This window comes from Halorubrum tibetense (genome assembly GCF_055396225.1).
In genome coordinates this window covers 795,475-815,751 of record NZ_AP043742.1, presented here as the reverse complement: position 1 = coordinate 815,751, position 20,277 = coordinate 795,475, and the positions used below count along the sequence as shown (strand labels likewise).

Annotated in this window: 16 protein-coding genes and 1 pseudogene; 4 read left to right on the top strand and 13 right to left on the bottom strand. The window is 68.2% G+C overall.

Annotation, left to right across the window (positions count from 1 at the left end):
- Positions 1-59 precede the first annotated feature (59 nt).
- Positions 60-2,591, bottom strand: coding sequence for a hypothetical protein (locus tag ACZ5TV_RS04050; RefSeq protein WP_464384135.1), 2,532 nt, complete (start codon positions 2,589-2,591; stop codon positions 60-62).
- A 271-nt stretch (positions 2,592-2,862) separates the two neighbouring features.
- Between ACZ5TV_RS04050 and thsB the strand changes: the two genes are divergently transcribed.
- The 3 genes from thsB to ACZ5TV_RS04035 all read left to right on the top strand — a co-directional run bounded on the left by thsB (position 2,863) and on the right by ACZ5TV_RS04035 (position 6,374).
- Positions 2,863-4,497, top strand: a complete 1,635-nt coding sequence (gene thsB, locus ACZ5TV_RS04045; protein ID WP_379781416.1) for a thermosome subunit beta — start codon at positions 2,863-2,865, stop codon at positions 4,495-4,497.
- A 168-nt stretch (positions 4,498-4,665) separates the two neighbouring features.
- On the top strand, positions 4,666-5,667 hold the full coding sequence (locus ACZ5TV_RS04040) for an ornithine cyclodeaminase family protein (RefSeq protein ID WP_379781414.1): 1,002 nt from the start codon (positions 4,666-4,668) through the stop codon (positions 5,665-5,667).
- 122 nt (positions 5,668-5,789) lie between these two features.
- Complete coding sequence (locus ACZ5TV_RS04035) at positions 5,790-6,374, top strand: dihydrofolate reductase (protein ID WP_379781412.1); 585 nt, start codon at positions 5,790-5,792, stop codon at positions 6,372-6,374.
- Here the strand turns inward: ACZ5TV_RS04035 and ACZ5TV_RS04030 are convergent, their stop codons facing one another.
- The 11 genes from ACZ5TV_RS04030 to tbsP form a co-directional block, all read right to left on the bottom strand.
- The gene (locus ACZ5TV_RS04030) at positions 6,375-6,839 is read right to left on the bottom strand and encodes a DUF7529 family protein (RefSeq protein WP_379781410.1); all 465 of its coding nucleotides are present in this window, start codon (positions 6,837-6,839) and stop codon (positions 6,375-6,377) included.
- Positions 6,840-6,928: 89 nt separating this feature from the next.
- Positions 6,929-7,345, bottom strand: a complete 417-nt coding sequence (locus ACZ5TV_RS04025; protein ID WP_379781408.1) for a DUF7555 family protein — start codon at positions 7,343-7,345, stop codon at positions 6,929-6,931.
- Positions 7,342-8,643, bottom strand: a complete 1,302-nt coding sequence (locus ACZ5TV_RS04020; RefSeq protein WP_464384134.1) for an ABC transporter ATP-binding protein — start codon at positions 8,641-8,643, stop codon at positions 7,342-7,344. Before ACZ5TV_RS04020 ends, ACZ5TV_RS04025 begins: the two co-directional genes overlap by 4 nt.
- Positions 8,640-9,794 carry an ABC transporter ATP-binding protein gene (locus ACZ5TV_RS04015; RefSeq protein ID WP_464384133.1) on the bottom strand — a complete coding sequence of 385 codons (1,155 nt, stop codon included), beginning with the start codon at positions 9,792-9,794 and terminating at the stop codon, positions 8,640-8,642. Before ACZ5TV_RS04015 ends, ACZ5TV_RS04020 begins: the two co-directional genes overlap by 4 nt.
- Entirely contained in the window at positions 9,791-11,230 is a 1,440-nt protein-coding gene (locus tag ACZ5TV_RS04010) for an ABC transporter permease (RefSeq protein WP_464384132.1), read from the bottom strand. Before ACZ5TV_RS04010 ends, ACZ5TV_RS04015 begins: the two co-directional genes overlap by 4 nt.
- Before the next feature lie 33 nt (positions 11,231-11,263).
- Positions 11,264-12,286, bottom strand: a complete 1,023-nt coding sequence (locus ACZ5TV_RS04005) for an ABC transporter permease (RefSeq protein ID WP_379780939.1) — start codon at positions 12,284-12,286, stop codon at positions 11,264-11,266.
- A 90-nt stretch (positions 12,287-12,376) separates the two neighbouring features.
- Positions 12,377-14,194 carry an ABC transporter substrate-binding protein gene (locus tag ACZ5TV_RS04000; RefSeq protein ID WP_379780938.1) on the bottom strand — a complete coding sequence of 606 codons (1,818 nt, stop codon included), beginning with the start codon at positions 14,192-14,194 and terminating at the stop codon, positions 12,377-12,379.
- Positions 14,195-14,587: 393 nt separating this feature from the next.
- Positions 14,588-15,370, bottom strand: a complete 783-nt coding sequence (locus tag ACZ5TV_RS03995) for an RlmE family RNA methyltransferase (RefSeq protein ID WP_379780937.1) — start codon at positions 15,368-15,370, stop codon at positions 14,588-14,590.
- Between the two features lie 73 nt (positions 15,371-15,443).
- Positions 15,444-15,782 carry a cupin domain-containing protein gene (locus ACZ5TV_RS03990; protein ID WP_379780935.1) on the bottom strand — a complete coding sequence of 113 codons (339 nt, stop codon included), beginning with the start codon at positions 15,780-15,782 and terminating at the stop codon, positions 15,444-15,446.
- A gap of 158 nt (positions 15,783-15,940) precedes the next feature.
- Complete coding sequence (locus ACZ5TV_RS03985; protein WP_464384131.1) at positions 15,941-17,653, bottom strand: YcaO-like family protein; 1,713 nt, start codon at positions 17,651-17,653, stop codon at positions 15,941-15,943.
- 141 nt (positions 17,654-17,794) lie between these two features.
- Positions 17,795-18,610 (bottom strand): transcriptional regulator TbsP, encoded by an 816-nt coding sequence (tbsP, locus tag ACZ5TV_RS03980; RefSeq protein WP_379782506.1) that lies wholly within the window; start codon positions 18,608-18,610, stop codon positions 17,795-17,797.
- Positions 18,611-18,809: 199 nt separating this feature from the next.
- Here tbsP and glyA point away from each other — a divergent pair, with 199 nt between their 5' ends.
- Entirely contained in the window at positions 18,810-20,057 is a 1,248-nt protein-coding gene (gene glyA, locus ACZ5TV_RS03975) for a serine hydroxymethyltransferase (protein WP_379782508.1), read from the top strand.
- Here the strand turns inward: glyA and ACZ5TV_RS03970 are convergent.
- Positions 20,050-20,172 (bottom strand): annotated as a pseudogene (locus ACZ5TV_RS03970) (RNA-guided endonuclease TnpB family protein); the annotation flags it as partial. The gene glyA and the pseudogene ACZ5TV_RS03970 sit on opposite strands and share 8 nt — an antisense overlap.
- Positions 20,173-20,277 lie beyond the last annotated feature (105 nt).

The following is a 20,277-nucleotide window of genomic DNA, read 5'->3' as shown; positions in this document are numbered from 1 at the left end:
GACTGCTCGCCCGCCGTCGGATCGCCTTACCGCTCTCACATCTTTTGCCCGCTGTTCCGTCACTCCCCGTCGCGTAGGAACGCTTCGAGCTCTTCGAGCGCGGAGACCTGATCGCCCGCGATCGCGTCTTGGAGAAGCGCTCCGACCGTCTCCCGGCTCTCAGTCCACGCCGACGTCGAGGGTTCCAGCACCGCGTGCTCCGTGATATACTCGATCGCGGGGCGATACTCGGCGGACGGCGCGTTGGCAACCGCCTCGACCGAGAACGGGTCGCCGTTTAGCGTCGGCACGAACCCACGTTCGACGATCAGCGGAGCGACCGCGGGGGAACGGAACGTCTCGGCGACCGATAGCGCCTCCGCGAGCACGTCCGTGTTCGGGTTTACGACGAGGTACTGGCCGTACACGCTGGTGTACGACCCCGCAGTGCCGGCCGGGGTCGGCATCACGCCGAGCCCTCCGCGTTCCGATTCGGGGACCCGACCGATGAAAAACGACAGGGGGACTCGCACCGCGATCGCGTCGCGGTTCTCGAACACGCGCTGTGGTTCGATGAAGCCGTAGTCGAACACCTGCTCCGAGCTCGCCCGCTCGATGTCGGCGTCGGCGGTGTCGCCGCCGATCACGAGGTCGTGAAGCACGTTCGCCGCCTCGATACCGCGGTCGTCAGCCACGGTCACGGGGTCGGTGTCAGCCGCCGGACCGGGGTCGACCTCGTAGTAACCACCGCCGAACGAGGCGAGGACCTCGGAGAAGATCCGCGGGATCTGAAACTGCTGGCCGCTCCACACGAACCCCTGGTCCCGTCGGAGGGTCGCAACGGTCGAGGACCACTCGCTCCACGTCGGTGGGTCCGTCATCCACGCCTCGAAGGTGGACTCGTCGGCTACGCCGCTAAACGCGTCCTTCCGATACACGATCGTTTCCGGGGCGAACGCGTACGGAACGGCGTGAACCGCGCCGGTCTCGGGATGACGACTCCGCGTTTCCAGCGCCGGAAACGACTCGCCGAGCACGTCGCCGATCGAGTGGCCGTCGGCGTGCCGTGAGAGCGGCTCCGTCACCCCCGCGCGGACGAGCCGCCCGAGCCCGCTCGAGTTCACCACGAAGAGGTCCGGAGCATGGCCCGACTCGACGGCCGCGATGTACTGATCGACCCGATCTTGCGCCTCGAACCGGTCGTCGATCACGACGTCGATGGACTCCGGGAGCCCCGCGTCGGCCGTGGCTTCGGGGAGCCCCTCATACGTTCCACCGAGCTGGACCCCGACCGAAACGGTGCCACCGGTTACCTCGAGGGACGGGTCGCCGTCCTCCCCGTGCGTTTCGGCGTCCGGTCCCTCGTTATCGTCCGAGGCGAGCGCCCCGGCACTCGGCTCGCTCGTCCCGAGGCCATCGTTGAACGCTCGAAAGCCGCCGTACGCGAGACCGATCCCGCCGATAGCCGCCGCTCCGTACGCCAGAACCGACCGGCGGGATCCGCCGGCGTCGCCCGCGCCCTGCTTGGAGTCGTCAGATCCGTCACTGGTCTCGCTTCCCGCGTCTCCCGTGTCGTTTCTCGCGTCTCCCGTGTCGTTTCCAGACTCCTCGTCGGCCTCTCTCTCCGCATTCGGGTCGTCGTTCGTGGTGTCGGCCGCCTCGTCGGTCGTTCCGTCGGCGGCGACGGGGGCACTCGGCGCGACGGTCGGCGCGAGGGCGTCGGCCTCGCGGTCGCCGACGTCGATGAGGGGGGCGGCGTCGAGGAGGTCGCGACCGAGCGGGTATGTCGTGGCGTACCGCGCCTCGGGATCGCGGTCGGTCGCCCGCCGTACCGGTCGGATCGCGTCGTCCGGGAGCGAGTCCCCCAGTGCGTCGACGTCGAGCCCGTCGCGTATCGCCGACGCGAGCGTGTTTCGATCCGGTCGGTCCGTCGCCCCCGTCCCGTCGGACCCGTCGCCCGCTGCGATACGTTCGCTCGAAAACGGGACGGTCCCCGAGAGCACGGCGGCGGCGAGGACGCCGACCCGGTACACGTCAGTCCGCCGCCCCGCGTGGTCGTCGTCGAGCTGTTCGGGGGCGGTGAAGGGGGTAACCGGGGGGTCGACGACGAGTCCGCTCAGTCCCCAGTCGCCGACGACCGGAACGGGCCCTTCTGAGTCCATCCGGAACGAGAGACAGTCGGGATGGATCGTGAGATGCGAGGGGGTGGAGCCGTATCGCGCGTACGTTCGGAGGGTCTCACAGACGTCCGAGAGCAGCTCTCCGCGCGTTCGGCGGTCACACGCCACGGCGGCGGCGAGGGTGTTGCCCGTCGCCCACGCCGCCAGCTCGTCGGGAACGTACTCGACGGCGACCCAGGGTTCCGGATCGGTACCCCAGTCCCGGAGCGCTCGCACCGTGCGGCGCTCGTCGACCGCTGCCCACTGGCGGGCGAGCGAGTCGAACCGGTCGAGCCGGTCGTCCGGGACCTCGCCGACAAGCGTCCGGATCGCCACCGGTGCTCCCCCCTCGCCGGTCCCTCGGTACGTCCGCCATCGGGCGCTCGATCCGACGCGATCGCCGACGGACCACTCGCCGTGTTCCCCTTCCAACGACCCCTCGAACGCAGCCATGAACCGTGCTTCCGCCCCGAGTATAATAACGATCGGACATCGATCCGCCGGGGGCAATATATAAATGCGGTCCGAAACGCCGTCTCGACCGCTTCGACAGCCATGCGAATAGTCAACATGAAACGGCGATAGTAGCTGCGCAGTACTGTGGTTTTCGGGTTCAACGGCGTCCTCGTCCGTGTCCCGAGAGGGCACGCAGTAGCGACGGATTTATATAGAATCACAATCAATCAAACGATGTATGAGTCAGCGAATGCAGCAGGGTCAGCCGATGATCATCATGGGCGACGACGCCCAGCGCGTCAAGGACCGCGATGCGCAGGAGTACAACATTTCCGCGGCGCGCGGCGTCGCCGAGGCGGTACGCTCGACGCTCGGGCCGAAAGGGATGGACAAGATGCTCGTCGACTCGATGGGCGATGTCACCATCACGAACGACGGTGTCACCATCCTCCAGGAGATGGACATCGACAACCCGACCGCGGAGATGATCGTCGAGGTCGCCGAGACCCAGGAGGACGAGGCCGGCGACGGGACGACTAGCGCGGTCGCCATCGCGGGCGAGCTGCTGAAGAACGCCGAGGACCTCCTCGAACAGGACATCCACCCGACAGCGGTGATCAAGGGGTTCAACCTCGCGAGCGAGTACGCCCGCGATCAGGTCGACGATATCGCCCACGACGTCGACGCCGACGACACGGAGACGCTACAAAGCGTCGCCGAGACGTCGATGACGGGCAAGGGCGCGGAGCTCGAAAAGGAAGTCCTCGCGGACCTCGTCGTCCGCGCGGTTCAGGGCGTCACGGTCGAGGCCGACGACGGCTCGCACGTCGTCGACTTGGCGAACCTCAAGATCGAGACTCGAACCGGCCGCTCGGCCGGCGAGTCCGAGCTCCTCTCGGGCGCGGTGATCGACAAGGACCCGGTCCACGACGACATGCCGACGGACTTCGAGGACGCGAACGTCCTCCTTCTCAACGACCCGATCGAGGTCGAGGAGGCGGACGTCGACACCTCGGTCAACGTCGACTCGCCCGACCAGCTCCAGAAGTTCCTCGACCAAGAGGAAGCACAGCTCCGCGAGAAGGTCGACCAGATCGTCGACAGCGGGGCGGACGTCGTCTTCTGTCAGAAGGGTATCGACGACCTCGCCCAGCACTACCTCGCGAAGGAGGGGATCCTGGCGGTCCGTCGGACGAAGAAGTCCGACATGAAGTTCCTGAAGAACGTCCTCGACTCGGTGATCGTCACCGACCTCGACTCGGTGTCGAGCGAGGACATCGCACGTGGCTCGGTCCGGCGTGACGCCGACGAGGAGCTGTTCTACGTCGAGGGCGAGGACGCTCACGGCGCGACGCTGCTCCTGTACGGCTCGACCGAGCACGTCGTCGACGAGCTCGAACGTGGCGTCAACGACGCGATCGATGTCGTCGCCACCACGGTCTCCGACGGCCGCACGCTCCCCGGCGGCGGCGCGATCGAGGTCGAGCTCGCCCGTCGGCTCCGCGACTACGCGGACTCCGTCTCCGGCCGCGAGCAGCTCGCCGTCGAGGCGTTCGCCGACGCGCTCGAACTGATCCCGCGCGTGCTCGCCGAGAACGCGGGCCTCGACTCGATCGACCTCTTGGTCGACCTCCGAGCGGCCCACGAAGCGGGCGACGCGAACGCCGGCCTCAACGTGTTTACCGGCGAGGTCGAGGACACCTTCGAGACGGGAGTCGTCGAGACCGCCCACGCCAAAGAGCAGGCGATCGCCTCCGCCGCGGAGGCCGCGAACCTCGTCCTCAAAATCGACGACATCATCGCCGCGGGCGACCTCTCGACGTCCGGCGACGGCGACGAGGGTGGCGCGCCCGGCGGTGCCGGCGGCATGGGCGGCATGGGCGGCATGGGCGGTGCGATGTAACGCTCGGTAGGAACTACCTCTCACCGACCGTTCAGTCCACCGACCCGCGTTCCGACCACACGTTTCGACGCGTTCACGCTTTTTGACTCGCTCCGTCATCGTTCACAGCGGTGACTCCACGACCGACGTTCGAAAGGGCATAAGTACCCCACCGGCAAATTCTGCGGCATGCAGACGTTGCTTCTCAACAGCGATGACGTCGACGAGAACGCGCGAACCGGCCGCGTGATCGACGCGGTCGAAGGTGCCTTCGTTGCCTACGAGCGTGGTGACGCCCAGATGCCGCCGAAGTCGTACATCGACCTCCCCGAGTACAACGGCGATTTCCGGTCGATGCCGGCGTATCTGGACGCTGGTGACTGGGACGCCGCGGGGATCAAATGGGTGAACGTCCACACGGACAACCCCGCCGATCACGACCTCCCCACCGTGATGGGAACGATGATCTACTCCGACCCGGAGACCGCCTTCCCGCTCGCGATCATGGACGGGACCGCGCTGACGATGAAACGGACCGGCGCGGCCGCCGCCGTCGCTACCGATTACCTCGCCGTTCCGGACGCCGACTCGCTCGGTATCATCGGCGCGGGCGTCCAGTCGTACACGCAGCTGGAGGCGATAGCCGAAGTCCGCGACATCGAGGAGGTCGTCGTGAGCGACCTCGACGAGGAGCGCGTCGCCCGCTTCGTCGACGCCTTCGACGACGAGTTCGACGTGCGCGCCGGGTCGCCGACCGAGGCCGGCCACTGTGACGTGCTCTCGACGGTCACGCCCGTTGAGGACCCGATCGTCGGCCCCGACGACGTGGCCGAACACACGCACGTCAACGCGATGGGCGCGGACGCGGCGGGCAAACACGAGCTCGCGGACGAGCTCCTGTTGGACGCGACGATCGTCATCGACGACCACGAGCAGTGCACCCACTCCGGCGAGATCAACGTCCCCTACGCCGCGGGGACGCTCACCGACGAGGACATCTACGGCGAGATCGGCGAGATCGTCGTCGGGAACAAACCCGGCCGGGTCGGCACGGACGGGATCGAAGGCGTCAGCGTCTTCGACTCGACGGGGCTCGCGATCCAGGACGTCGCGGCCGCCCGCGTCGTGTACGAGTACGCCGACGACAACGACAACGGTTACCCGTTCGACCTGCTCGGCCTCGCCGAGTAGGCGGGTCGACTCACTCCCGACACCGCGAGTCGCTTTCGCGACGCGATCCACGTCCTTTCCACCGCTTCCGTGACGGATCCGCCTTCCCACCCCCTTTTATCAGTGGCGGCCGAACCGAGTGTATGCGACTCGTCAGCGTCGCCGCCGTGGCCGAGAACGGAGTGATCGGGAACGACGGCGCGGTGCCGTGGCCCGACCTCCCGGCCGACGTCGAACAGTACCGCGAGCGCGTCGCCGGCTCACCGGTGATCCTCGGCCGGAAGACGTTCGAGTCGATGCGCGGGGACCTACCGGGGAGCCGCCAGATCGTTGTGAGCCGGAGCGTCGACGCGGTCGACGAGCCCACCGCCCTCGTCGCCGACGGCGTCGAAGCGGCGCTCGACGCGGCCCGTCAGCTGGTCGGTGACGGGACCGGTACGGGCAGCGGGGCCGACCCCAGCCCCGACGGATCCGAGGACGCCGGCTCCCAAACCGACCCCACCGCCGACGCCGTGTACGTCCTCGGCGGCGGGGCGATCTACGCTCTGTTCCACCCCCACGTCGACGGGATGGCGATCAGCCACGTCGACGGCGCGTACGACGGCGACACCCGGTTCCCCGAGTTCGACGAGACGGAGTGGGAGGTCGTCGACGAGACCGACTACGAGGGGTTCACGCTCCGGGAGTGGAGCCGGCGAGGCGACGGGCGACGGGGCGACGGCCGGTAATCAGTCGCCGCCGGTCCCCGGAAAGAACGGCTCGTGGTCCTCGTGTGTGAACTCGGCGACCGGCGTGCCGTCAAGCCGCCGGAGCCGTGTGTGTAGCGTGCCGCGATCGGCGGCGGATCGGGCGACCTTCCGGGGTGCCGCGCCCTGCCGATCGTACGTCGCGGCGACGAGGACGGCGACCCTCGCGTCGGCGTCCGCGTACCGGATCACGAGGTACGTCCGACCATCGGTCGCACGGCGGAACACGTCGTACTCGTCGAGAGTGGCGCGCCCGACGACCCGCTCGATCCGGTCGGCGTCGTCCCCGGGAACGGTGAGCGAGAGCCCGAACCAGTCGTCGTCACCGACTCCGATCGGGACGAACGAGGCGTCACCCGCCTGTGTCGCGACCGTCTCCCACCCCTCAGACCGGAGCCTCGATTCGAGCGCGTGTAGCTCCTCGATGGTCCGTTGCCAGCCGTTCATGCCGTGTCGTGTTTCGTGTCTCTCGGGTTCATTTCACTTGTTCTCTCCAGCTCGTCTCAGTCGATCCGGACCGGCCGCCCGGCGTCCGCTCACGTACCCACCCCGAACCCGAACTCCAGGACCGCCGAGGACGCGAGCACCGCGACGGCGGCCCCGAACTGTCGAGCAATCGGGGTCGCTCGCTCGTGGGGCTCCTCGTCCCAGTACCATCGGAGCGGCGGGAGCCGGGAGACCGCGGCGTCGAACCGGGACTGGCGGGTGGTGCCGGTCCCTCCCTCGTACCCCGTCGGAAACAGCCGGATCGCGACCACGCCGAACGCGAGCCAGCCGAGGACGAACAGCGCGTTCTTCGCCGCCGCGACGCCCGCCCCGCTCCCGACGCCGACCGCGATGACGAACGCCGCGGTCCACAGCGAGACCGTGAGCGCGTACACGCTGACCTCGACCACGCCCCCGAGGATCGACCGCGAGGAGTCGGGACCCGTACCGGGCTCCGACCGACTCACCGTTCCAACACCTCCCGACGGAACCGATCGGTGTCCTCGTACGCGTCGTCGTGTCGGTGACAGTGGCTCCGGTGGTCGGTCGCGTGTGTCGTCGTCGGGGGCACCGATCGGTCACAGACGCTGGCGAACGCGTCGTCGAACGCCCCACGAGCACCTTCCCGGTCGCCGGCGTCGAACCGCTCGGCGATCCGCTCGGACGTCGACCTGACCGCGGTCGGCGCGTCCGCCTCCGCGAAGAGCCGGTCGGCGACCGCGCTCGCCGTCTCCCGCTCGGTCGCGAGCCCGAGCCGGTTTTTCAGTTCGCGGATCCGTGCCTCGACCCCGCTCTCACGCGCCTCGATCACGGTGCCGAACTCGGCTATCGCCCCCCACACCGCCGGGTCGAGGTCCTCCCACCCTTCGGGGCGGATCTTCATCGGACACCGGTCGGTGAACGGACAGCCCGCTGGCGGGTCGACCGGGCTCGGGGGCGTCCCGCGGAGCGTGATCCGGTCGGTGAACTCGTCGGGGCCGGCGTCGCCGGGGATCGCGGACAACAGCGCGTGGGTGTACGGGTGCTCCGGCGAGCCGAACACCCGCTCCGTCGGCCCGATCTCCGCGACGTTGCCGAGATACATCACCGCGACGCGGTCGCTGATGTGTCTGACCACGGAGAGGTCGTGTGCGATGAACAGGTACGTCAAGCCGATCTCCTCCTGGAGGTCCGCGAGCAGGTTGAGGATCTTCGCCTGGACGCTCACGTCGAGCGCGGAGACGGGCTCGTCGAGGACGACGAACTCCGGCTCGGCCGCGAGCGCGCGAGCGATAGCGACCCGCTGCCGCTGGCCGCCGGAGAACTGGTGGGGGTACCGGTAGTAGTGTTCCCGTTGGAGGCCGACCCGGTCGAGCAGCGAGCGGACGCGGTCCGGCCGCTCTCCGGGTTCCCCCCAGTCGTGGACGTCGAGCGGCTCCCGGACGATCTCGCCGACCGTGAGCCGCTCGTTCAGGCTCGAATGGGGGTTCTGAAAGACGATCGCGACGCGCTCGCGCCACTCCCGAAGCGCGTCGCCCTCGAGCGCGGTAACGTCGGCGCCGTCGAACTCGACGCGCCCCGCCGTCGATCGCTCCAGCCTGACGAGCGTCCGGCCGAGCGTCGTCTTCCCACAGCCCGACTCCCCCACGAGCCCCAGCGTCTCGCCGCGACGGACGTCGAAGGAGACGCCGTCGACCGCCTTCACCGGCTCCGAGGGGAGAAAGCCGGACTCCTCGTAGTACGTCCGGAGCCCGTCGACGGAGACGAGCGGGTCGTCCGCGCTCATCGGCCTCCTCCCTCGATGTCGGGCCCGCGGCCGCCGGCGTTCGACGCGTGGCCGCCGCCGTCCGGCGCGTCGCCGTCGCGATCGTGGTGGCGGACCCGATCGGATCGGGACTCGTTTTCCGGGTACAACAGACACGCGACGTCCCTGTCGGCACCGCTTCCGTCCGCGGGACCGCCGGCCTTGTTCCCGCTCCCGTCCGCGTCTCCGTCGTCCTCCTCGCTCCCGATCGGCACCCGTTGGGGATGAACCCGCTCGCAGGCGTCGAACGCGGCCGGACAGCGGGGCGCGAACCGACACGCCGAGGGCGGCTCCGTCGGCGTCGGTACGTCGCCTTCGATCGTGTCGAGCCGGTCACGTCCGACGTTCCGGGAGGGGATACAGCTCAACAGCCCCTCCGCGTACGGGTGGGCCGGATCGTCGAACACCGCGTCGACGGGCCCGGTCTCGACGATCTCGCCGGCGTACATCACGCCGACGCGGTCCGCGATCTCGGCGATCACGTGCATGTCGTGGGTAATGAACAGAAGGGCGAGGTCCTGTTCGGCGCGGAGGTCGGCGAGCAGCTCGAGCACCTGCGCCTGGATCGTCACGTCGAGGGCGGTCGTCGGCTCGTCACAGATCAGCAGGTCCGGGTCACACGCCAGCGCCATCGCGATCACCGCGCGTTGTAACATCCCGCCGGAGAACTGGTGTGGGTACTCCCCGAGCCGCCGTGCGGGGTCCGGGATCCCGACCGCGCGTAACAGCTCGGTCGCCTCCTCCGTCGCCTCGCGGCCCCGGAGCCCCCGGTGTAACAGCAGCGACTCCTTGATCTGGTTGCCGACGGTGTACACCGGATTGAGGCTGGTCATCGGGTCCTGAAACACCAACGCGATCCGCCCGCCGCGCACCCCGGTCCAGTCGGTGTCCGGCGTGTTCAGCTCCTCGCCGTCGAGCCGGACGCTGCTCGTCTCGGCGATCCGTCCCGGCGAGTCGACGAGCCCCATGATCGACCGGGCGGTGACGCTCTTGCCGCTGCCGCTCTCGCCGACGATCCCGAGCGTCTCGCCGCGTTCGATGCTGAAGCTCACGCCGTCGACGGCGCGGATCGTCTCCTTGTCGGTGCGGAAGACGGTCGTGAGGTCCTCGACGGCGAGCAGCGGCGGGCTCATCCGCCACCTCCCGTCGCCATCGCCCCCTCCTGGCTCGCGCCCGTGTCGCTCTCGGGGTCGATCGCGTCGCGGATCCCGTCGCCGAGCGCGTTAAACGCCGTCACCACGAGCACGACGAGCACCCCCGGGACGAGCGAGATGTGCCACGAGGCGGTCGCGACGTACGGCTGGCCGGCGTCGACGGCGCGACCCCACTCCGGCGTCGGGGAGGTGACGCCGAGCCCCAGAAACGAGAGCCCGGCGACGCCGATGATCACGCCGCCGAGGCTCATCGACGCGTACACCAGCAGATACCCCGTGAGATACGGGGCCATGTGGCGTCGCATCGTTCGCGTCGGCCGTTGACCCATGCTCCGGGCCGCGTCGACCCACTCGCGGTCGGCGACCTGTAACGCCGGCCCCCGAACCGCGCGCCACAGCGACGGCCACCCCGTCAGCCCGAAGATGAGCGCGAGCAGGAACCCGCCGTCGTACAGCCCGGCGAGCCACGTGTCCGCGAACACCACCGATAACAGGATGATAACGAGGAGCTGGGGCATCGCCTGCACCGAGTCGCTTCCGAGCACGACGCCCAGGTCGAGTAGCCCCTTGTAGTACGCCGAAAGCACCGCGAGCCCGCCCGAGATGACGACGCTGAGGCCGATCGCGACGACACCGATGAACAGCGAGATCCGCGCGCCGTACGCCATGAAGGTGAACAGGTCTTGGCCGCGGTCCATCGTTCCGAACGGGTGGAACCGGTCGTATGGGTCGTACTGCATGGGGCCGATCCCCTCTTGTGCGCCCGATTGGGAGCCGATGTTCGCGTCGCCGATGAAGACGCTGCGGACCTCGCCCGCCTCCTCGTCGAAGTGGGTGATCTCGTGGGCGAACGGGTCATAGAGGTTCTGCGTGATGTCCGTCGGACTCACCACGGGGGCGAACAGTGCGTACACGAGGAACGCGAAGACGACGACCCCGCCGAACAGGCCCCACGTGTGCCCGCGAAGCCGGTCGACCACGTCGTCACGTGGGGTCCAGTCGGCCGCGCGGTACACCCGTCGAAAGAGGAGGTAGCCCACCCAGACCCAGTAGGTCACCGTCGCGGCGTACAGGTAGACGAGTCCGGTCCGCAGCGCCCACGCCCACGCCGGCGATAGCCCCATGAACGTGCCGACCCAGCCGTGTTCCGGGTGGAAGTAGCCGCGGTTCGGGACCGTCTCGTGGGAGATCGCCGCGGGGATCGACCCGAGCGCGTCCGCGACGGGACCGGCCGGGAGGAAGCCCGCGATCCAGCCGAGCAGCATCCCGATCTGGACGGCGAGCAGTCCGAGCAGGACGGCTGCCCAGCGGATCGCCGGCCCAGGGCGCGTCCGGAGCCGGTCGCCGAGGGTGTCGTCCTCGGGCCAGTCGGGCCGGTCGGTTCCACCGAGCAGCCGTAGCAGCGTTCGTTTCATGTCATGGGTCCGTGTCTCTCGGGTCGTTTCCTGTCATGTCCGTTCGTAGCCGACACGCGGATCGATCACCGTGTACAACACGTCCTGCAGGATGTTCACGCCGACGATCAGCACGATGAAAAAGAACATCAGCGAGCCGGCCAGCGGGATGTCGCCTTGGATCGTCGCCTCGAAGAAGAGCCAGCCGAGCCCGTTGATCCCGAAGATCACCTCGACGAGGACGGAGCCGCCGATGAGCAGGAACGCCTCGCTCGTGATCACCGGGATCAGGGGAATGAGCGCGTTCCGGAACACGTGTTTCCACACGAGGCGTCCGCCGGAGACCCCTTTCGCCCTGGCGGCGTCGACGTAGTTCGAGTTGATCGTCTCTAGAACGGCCGTGCGACCGATGCGCATCTCGTTGCCCATCGACGCCGACCCCAACACGAGCGCGGCCGGCAGGATCTGTTTCGTCGCCGCGAGGAAGTTCGACGGCCGATGGAGGTTCTCGAGATCGGGCGTCCCGATGACGCTCGTCTCGATCAGCCACGCGGACCAGTCGAACCCGAACAGGAAGCGCTCGCTCTGCACGAGGAGGGCGGCGAGGATGATCGCGAGCCAGAAGTTGGGCATGGCTCGCCACACGATCCCGCCGAACGACGCCAGATAGTCGGCGGGCGTGTTCGGGTTCAACCCGGCGTAGAAGCCGAGCGGGATCCCGATGAACAGCGCGACGAGCACCGACCAGAACCCGAGCCACAGCGTGCGCGGCATGTACACCATAAGCAGCGCGTTCACGTCCGCTCCGGGATGGACGACCCACGACGCGCCCAGATCGAACGTGAGCATCTCCCATATGAAGTTCAGGTACTGCTCCCACAGCGGATCGTTGAGTCCGAGCTGCTCGCGGATCCGCTCGTATCGCTCGACGTTCTGCGGGTCGGCGTCCGGACCGAGGATCGCCGCTGCGGGGTCGATCGGCCCGAGCCGAATGATGAGAAACGTGAGGCTCGTCCCGAACACGACCACGGGAAGCGACAGCAGGAACCGCTTCCCGAGGTACTGAAGCCGGCTCATTCGACGGTCATGTCAGTGCTCGCCGGGCGGCGTGGGACCCGACGTCGTCGGCTGGCACGGCGCACGCGGGAGCGACACGCATCCGTGGTGTCACTCGAACCGGGCGTGGTTGTACTGCTGGCGGTGGAACGCCGTCGACGGTGGCTCGTACTCGAGGTCCTCGCTCCAGTACTCCGTCTCGACCGGGTGATACAGCATGACGTCCGGCACCTCCTCCCAGTTCGCCTCCTCCATCTCGATGTACGCCTGCTCGCGCGCTTCGACCGTCTCCTCGCTGGGGCCGGGGTTCGCGAGCACCTGGTTCTCCCAGATATCCGCGGCGCGCTCTGCGGGCTCCGTGCCGTACCAGCGGCTGAAGTCGTTCGGGTCCCCGCGGGCGTATCGGAGCGTGTCCTGTGCCTCGGGGTAGTCGATCGAGTTCCCGAGCGAGAACGAGTCGAGCTCGCCGCCGATCGCCCGGTCGATGATCGTGTTGAACGGCACCTGCTCGATCGAGACGTCGATGTGGACCGGGCCGAGCTGTTCGCGCATCAGGTTCGCGAGCCGGTCGTACGCGTTCGGCTGTCTGTCGCTGAACGTCGTGAACGTGAGCTCGAACGGGGTATCGGCGTCGTGACCGTTCGATTCCATGAGGTCTCTCGCCTCACCCGGGAGCCGCTCGTCGAACCCGTACGGGTACTCCTCGCGGGCCTTCTCCATGTAGGCTTCCGGCCCGCCGGGGTACACCGTCGGCGGGGTGTACATGTACGACGGCACGCCGAGCCCGTTGAACGCCTCGTCGACGATCTGGTGTTGATTCAGCGTGTACGCCATCGCCTGCCGGACGTGTTTCGGCACCCGCTCGGCGTTGTTGATGATGTAGGCGGTGTACACGTCCTGCCATTCCCCGTAGTTCACCGTCTCGCCGTTCTCTAACTCGTACGTCCCGGTTCGGACGCCGAGCTCGGTTTCGGTGCCGATATCGACGGCGCTGTCGTCGTACTGCGTCTCGGGGATCTCGAAGATGTCGACGTCGCCGCCGAGCGCGCGCTGGTACCGCCCGTCGTCGTCCGCGAGGATCGTCATCTCGACCGCGTCGACGTGTGGCCCCTCGCCGTAGTAGTCGTCGAACGCCTCCAAGCGGGCGTGAGAGCCCTCTTGATACTCGACGAACTCGAACGGGCCCAGTCCCGGCGGCGGGCTGCTCTCGAACTCCTCGAACCCCATTTCGCCGTCGTACCCCGGGGCGTCGTCGACGAGCCCCTCGGGGATCGGCTCGACCTCGCCGATGGTGAGCTTCTCCAGAACGGAGTGCCACGGGGCGCGTAGCTCCATTCGGAGCGTGTGGTCGTCGACTGCTTTGACCGCCAGCGATCCCGGGACGTAGTCGTCCGGGTACACCGCGTCGCCCGGGCTCTCGGCGTCGACATCGTGATCGACGGGAACGTCCGTCGTGATGTGCCGCGCCTCCTGGGTGTTCGGGGAGCCGACGAGCCGTTCCCACGAGTAGACGATGTCGTGGGCCGTGAACTCCGAGCCGTCGTGGAACGTCTGACCCTCGCGGAGGTCGAACTCGTAGACGGTCCCGTCATCGGAGATGGTGTAGTCCTCGGCGAGCTCGCCGACCGGCTCGAACTCGCCGAGCCCGTACGTCATCAACCCGGCGTATATCTGGTAGGTGATCGCCTCCGAGCCGTCGCCCTTCGTTCGGATGTTGTCGAACGAGTCCGTGGGCGCGATCGACACCTCGATAACGTTCTGGTCGTCGGAGCCGCCGCCGTCCTCGGCTCCATCGTCCGCCGGGTCACCCCCGTCGAGGTCGTCCTCGTCCGCACAGCCCGCGATCGCCGCCATGCTTGCGCCGCCCGCGGCGACGAGAAACGACCGTCGCGTCTGACTGTCCGCCTCGGCGTCCCGTGTCGGATCCATGTGATCCGTGTTGGGTCTGCTCATGGCAAAAGTCTGTATATTACCGCTCAATACCACCATATAGATATACAAGAATAAACGTACCGGCTCCCGGTATCGGCCACCGATCGTGGTCCCGGTTCCCGCTCCCGACGTGGCCCCGTCAACCATCGATCCGACGGCCACACTCGGCAATCCCGCGTTCCTGGACCAAGACACGCTTTGGAGGGGTTATGCCGTCCTCGTTCCTTCCGCGCACGACGCGAGTTCAGCTCGACGGTGTCGCTCGCCCGACCCAGCCGTCGATCCCGAGCTCCGCTCGTGGCTCATACGCCGTTCCAACCCGACTCGGGGATATAACTCCCTGCACGGGAGTATCGGGTGTGATAACTACTGTCGGGCTGGAGGGACCCCCTACTCGTCGCGCTCGGCGGCCCGTTCGGCGAAGCCGAACCGCGGTTTCACGTCGTCGACGACGACGGTGAGGGTTTCTCCCGGTTCCGTGTCGGGGACGAACAGCGAGTACCCCTCGACGTAGGCGATCCCGTCGCCCTCTTCGCCGCGCTCCTCAATCGTCACCTCGATCCGGTCGCCCGCCTCGACCGGCGCGGTGAGGAGCCCCTTCGCGACGAGGTACACCTCCGAGGAACTGTCCCGCGAGGCGGGCGGCGAGACGGTCCGCACGTACTCGAACTCCTCGCCCACGTCCTCGCGGAACGCGTCGAGGTCCTCGCCCTGGAACACCTTCACGACGAAGTCGCCGCCGGGCGCGAGCAGCTCCTCGGCGACGTCGAACGCCTGGCGGGCGAGGTGGACCGAACGGGCGTGGTCCAGCGAGTACTCGCCGGTCATGTTCGGTGCCATGTCGCTGACGACGACGTCAGCGCCGCCCTCTCCCACCGCCTCTCGGAGGTAGTGGCGGGTGCGCTCCTCGGTCATGTCGCCGCGGATCGTCTCGACGTCGTGGTCCTCCAGGTCGTCGATCCGCTGGAGGTCGACCCCGACGACGGTCCCTCCCTCGCCGACCGCCTCGGCCGCCACCTGAAGCCAGCCGCCCGGCGCGGCCCCGAGGTCGACGACGGTGTTGCCGCTGTCGAACAGGTCTGCGTCCTCGTCGAGCTGTTTCAGCTTGTACGCCGACCGGGCACGGTACCCCTGCTGTTTGGACCGGTTGTAGTACTCGTCTTTTCCTCCCATTTCCCTCTCGTACCGTCGCGGACGGCTTATGCGCGTCGTTCGACCGCGCTCGAACGCTCCGGCTGGTGGTCGGTCACTCCTGCCAGTCCGGGTTCGGGCGGGGTGGTGCGAACACGTCGAACCCCTCGACCGGAACGTCGCGGTCGTTGTACGCGGCGTGGGGTTCGCCGCCGGGAACGACGAACGTGTCGCCCGCGTGAACCGCGTGCGTCTCCCCGTCGACGACGAACGTGAGCGTCCCGCTCGTGACGGTTCCCACCTGCTCGTGGGGGTGCTCGTGTTCGGGCACCTCCGCGCCGGGCTCGATGTAGAACCGTTGGATGCTGGCTTCCTCTCCGACAGCCCCCTGCGTCAGGTGGACGCCGGGGACCGCCTCCGTCGACTCGACCGACTCGTCGGGTACGAGTTCCATGTCGATATCGGCGTGACGGCAGTAGTTAAACCCGCGGCTGCCGGTCCGTCGATCCGCCGGTCCGCCGGTCCGCCTGTCTGCCGGTCCGCGACCCGTTCGGTCGCCTTCCCACCGACCTCCGGCCTCCTCTCCCCCTCGTCGTCGAAGCTCATCCGGGCCTACGGGAACGGGTGGTACTCCCGGTCGAGTACCGGATCGAACCCCATCGATCGGGGGACTTCGCGGGCACGCTCGCCGAAGAACGGATCGCCGGTGAACAGCGGCTGTGCCTCGGGAACCAACACGCGGACCGCCTCGAACCCGAGCGCGGCCACGTCACGGGTCGTCGTCCGGGAAACAACGGGGGTTACGCCCGCGTCACGGACGCGCTCCGTCGCCGCTTCGAGCTCGTCGACACCCGACAGCTCGGGCTCGCCGAGCCCTTCGGTCGTGACGGTCGCGTCCGGGTCGAAGAACGCCCGTGTGGCCGCGGGGAACTCGGCGTGGTGCCCGATCGCCGCGCTCTCCTCGGCGGCCGCCGCCTCGCCCATCGACCGGAGCTCCGTCCAGTTCTGGAGCGCCTCCGAGAGCGCGCTTCGGGCCGCGGCGACCGGATCGAGGGCCGCTCCCGATCCGGCGGCGAATCGCGGCCACGCTTCGTCCCGGTGGACGCCGACGGCGACGACGGGAACATCGATGTCCGTCGTGACGAGAAGCGGCGTCACCGACAGCGACTCGGCACGCGCCCGCTTCACCAGACGGTCGAACGTCCCGTCGTCGACCTCGATCCCGAGCGGCTCCGTCGTCGAGTACCACGTCGTCATCGTCGCGTCGCGCTCGATCACCTCGTAGAGCCCGGAGAGGGCCGCCTCAGCGCCCGTGTTCCCGAGACCGAGTCCGGTGGTGATTGCCGGACGGTATCGGTTCTCCGGCGGCGGGAACCGGACGAACTCCGCGGGGAGGTCGACGCGCTCGCCCGTGTCCAGCCGCTCGCCGGCCGTCCACGGGAGCGTGTCGTCGGGGCTGTAGGCGGCGGCCGAGTCCGGGCGGACGAACGCGTCCGGCGTGATCGGGTTCGGCACGTCTGCGGCGGTGCCGGTCGTGAACGACGACGACCGGTACACCCCGGCGGCGTACCGCTCTAACCCCTCGCCGAGCGCCTTCATGAACGCCGCATCCCAGTCGTCGTCGGCCCCGCCCGCGAACGCCGCGGCGTGTGCGTCCGAGAACGGGGCGGTGTCCGCCAGCCGGGCGACGTAGTACGGAATGGGGAACGACTCGCGTTCGCCCACCTCGGTCAGGAGCCCGATCCGCGGGTCGACACCCCGATCCGCGCGGTCGAGCGCGCCGGACAGCGAGGCGTCGTGTTCCGTGCCGCTTCCCCCTCCCGGCTCCAGCGGGAGCGCGTCGCCGGGCGTCGGGCCGCAGCCACAGCCGGGAACGGGGAGCAGGTGTCGTTCGGGGCCGGGCACCTCACGGACGGTGTCCGCGACGGGGTCCCCTGCGAGCAGCCGGATCGTCCGCCGGCCGGCGACCGATCCGGCGAACCTAACCCCGGATCGACGGCCCGTCGCCGTGTCGGCCGGCTCCGCACCGCCGCTTTCGACCCGCGCGCCGAGACAGTCGTAACAGGCGTCGTCGAACACCGTCACCGCGGCGTCGACGTCGTCCAGCGGGACGCCGCCCACCCCGCCGACCTCGACGGCGATCCACCGGTCCAGTTCGTCGTTCGCGGTTCCGAACACGGCTGCCCCCGTCGTCCCGACGACGACCGCCAGGTCGAACCCGTCCAACAGCGCCGCGTCGACCGGCAGCACGTTCACGTCGACGTCGGCGAGCGCGGCCTCGACCGCGTCGACCGCAGGGCCCTCGCCGACCAGTCCGATATCCATGACGTGGCCGACGACGAGGAGGGAAAAAAAGCCCGTGGAGAGGCGGTGGCGCGCAAGGACGGCGTCGCGCTCCTTGCGCCCACGGGTCCTCACCGGAACGGAAACGGGAAGAACGACGAGCGACCGGCGGCGTCGAGGGGGTTACGCGGCCAGGTCGACCGCGACGTCCGCGAAGTCGGCGGCGTCGAGACCGACGAGGCGTTCGTCGCCGATCTTGAGCCGGAGGCGGGGGCGGCCGACGTCGATTGGGACCTTCTCCGTGTCGATGAGGCCGAGGTCCTCGAGTCGGGTCTTCGTTCGGGAGAACGTCGCCTTCGAGGCGATCCCGACGTCCTCTCCCCACTTGGAGATGTCGTACAGCAGCACGTCGTTGCGCGCGGCGACGAGCAGCGAGACGGTCACTTCGTCGAGGCTTCCGTTTCCGCCGCGGGCGGTGTCGAGGGCTTCGAGGACGGCGTTGAAGTCGTCCCGTGCGGTCTCGCCGATCTCGGCGGCCATCGTCTCTCGAACCCGACTGATCGCGGGGGTGCGGAGAGTGTACGTCTCGGCGTCGTCGAAGGCGGCGCGATGCGTCGCGTACACCTCGGAGACGAACGCCTCGTCGGTCGTCGAGAGCGCCGCGACCCGGTCGGCAGCGCCCACGATGGCGACCGCCCGGGACTCGGAGACGAACAGCGCGTTCTCAACGTCCTCGGGGAGGAGCCGGAGCGAGAGCGCGTCGCGGTCGACGAGATCGGCGGCCTTCGACGCGACGAGGAAGTCGTCCATGACGTCTTTCAGTACACCCTCGTCGGCCAGCATCGACATCCGGGGGAGATCGTCCCGATCGATCCGTGCCTCGATCAGCGCGGTTACGGTCTCCGCGGAGGGGTCGATCACGAGCAGTTCGTCGTCAGTCCCCGCGAACGCCCCGTCGAGGACGGTTTCCACGTCTGCCTCAAGTAAATTCGATACCATCTATCTCCTCGTATAAAAGTCGGTTGCGTATTTAATATTAACGGGATATAATAGGCTTATAAGCACTTCTCAGGCCCTCTAATCCGTGAAATCGGCGTTTCCGCTGACGGGGATATCGTCGGTGCCGGCGGCGGTGGCGCTCGCGGCATGCGGTGTGCGGACGGACAGGCTTAATGTTCCGTCCCGCCCGAATATTCGTATGGACAACGAGAACCTCCGGGCGGTCGACCCGGCGGTCGCGGACGCGCTTGCCGGCGAACGGACGAGACAGGAGGAGACGCTCGCGATGATCGCTAGCGAGAACCACGTCAGCGAGGCGGTTCTCGAAGCGCAGGGGAGCGTCCTCACGAACAAGTACGCGGAGGGGTATCCCGGTGCGCGCTACTACGCGGGCTGTGAACACGCGGACGAAGTCGAGGAGCTCGCCATCGAGCGCGCGAAACAGCTGTGGGGCGCGGAGCACGTCAACGTCCAGCCACACTCGGGGACGCAGGCGAACCAGGCGGTGTACTACGCGACGCTCGATCCGGGCGACAAGATCCTCTCGCTCGAATTGAACCACGGCGGTCACCTCTCACACGGCCACCCGGCGAATTTCACCGGACAGATCTACGAGGTCGAACAGTACGAGGTCGACCCCGACACCGGATACATCGACTACGAGGGGCTCCGAGAGACGGCCGAGGAGTTCGAGCCCGACATCATCGTCTCCGGGTACTCCGCGTACCCGCGGACGGTCGACTGGGAGGCGATCCAGGCCGCGGCGGACGCGGTCGACGCCTACCACCTCGCGGACATCGCACACATCACGGGCCTCGTCGCCGCCGGCGTCCACCCCTCGCCGGTCGGCGTCGCCGACTTCGTCACCGGCTCCACACACAAGACGATCCGCGCCGGGCGCGGCGGGATCGTGATGTGCGACGAGCAGTTCGCCGACGACATCGACAAGGCGGTGTTCCCCGGTGGGCAGGGCGGCCCGCTGATGCACAACGTCGCGGGCAAAGCGGTCGGGTTCAAGGAGGCGCTCGAACCCGAGTTCGAGGAGTACGCGCAGGCGGTCGTCGACAACGCGGAGACGCTCGCCGAGACGCTTCAGGGCCACGGGCTCTCGCTCGTCTCCGGTGGCACCGACAACCACCTCGTGCTGGCTGACCTTCGGGAGTCGCATCCGGATCTGTCCGGGGGTGACGCCGAGGACGCGCTCGCGGCCGCGAACATCGTTCTCAACGGGAACACCGTACCTGGGGAGACCCGCTCACCGTTCGACCCCTCCGGGATCCGCGCGGGTACCGCGGGGCTTACGACTCGCGGGTTCGACGCCGACGCCATCGAGGAGGTCGGCGACCTCATCTACCGGGTCGTCGACAACCCCGACAGCGAGGACGTGATCTACGAGGTCGGCGAGCGTGTCGTCGAGCTCTGTGCTGCGTTCCCGCTGTACGAATGAGGCGCTGGTAATTGATCTCGTTCCAGAGAGCGGCAGAAGCGTCCAACAAGTCCCGTAGCACCTGCTCATCGTCGTCGGTGAGCGGTCGCACAACGAACGTGTTGGCACGCTTCACGACAACAGATTATTATACTTTTGGTCTTAAAGTCTTTTCGTATGCGCCCAAACATCGACATTTCACACACGCTCGGTGGCCGAGTCAAAGACTACGCAGAAGCAA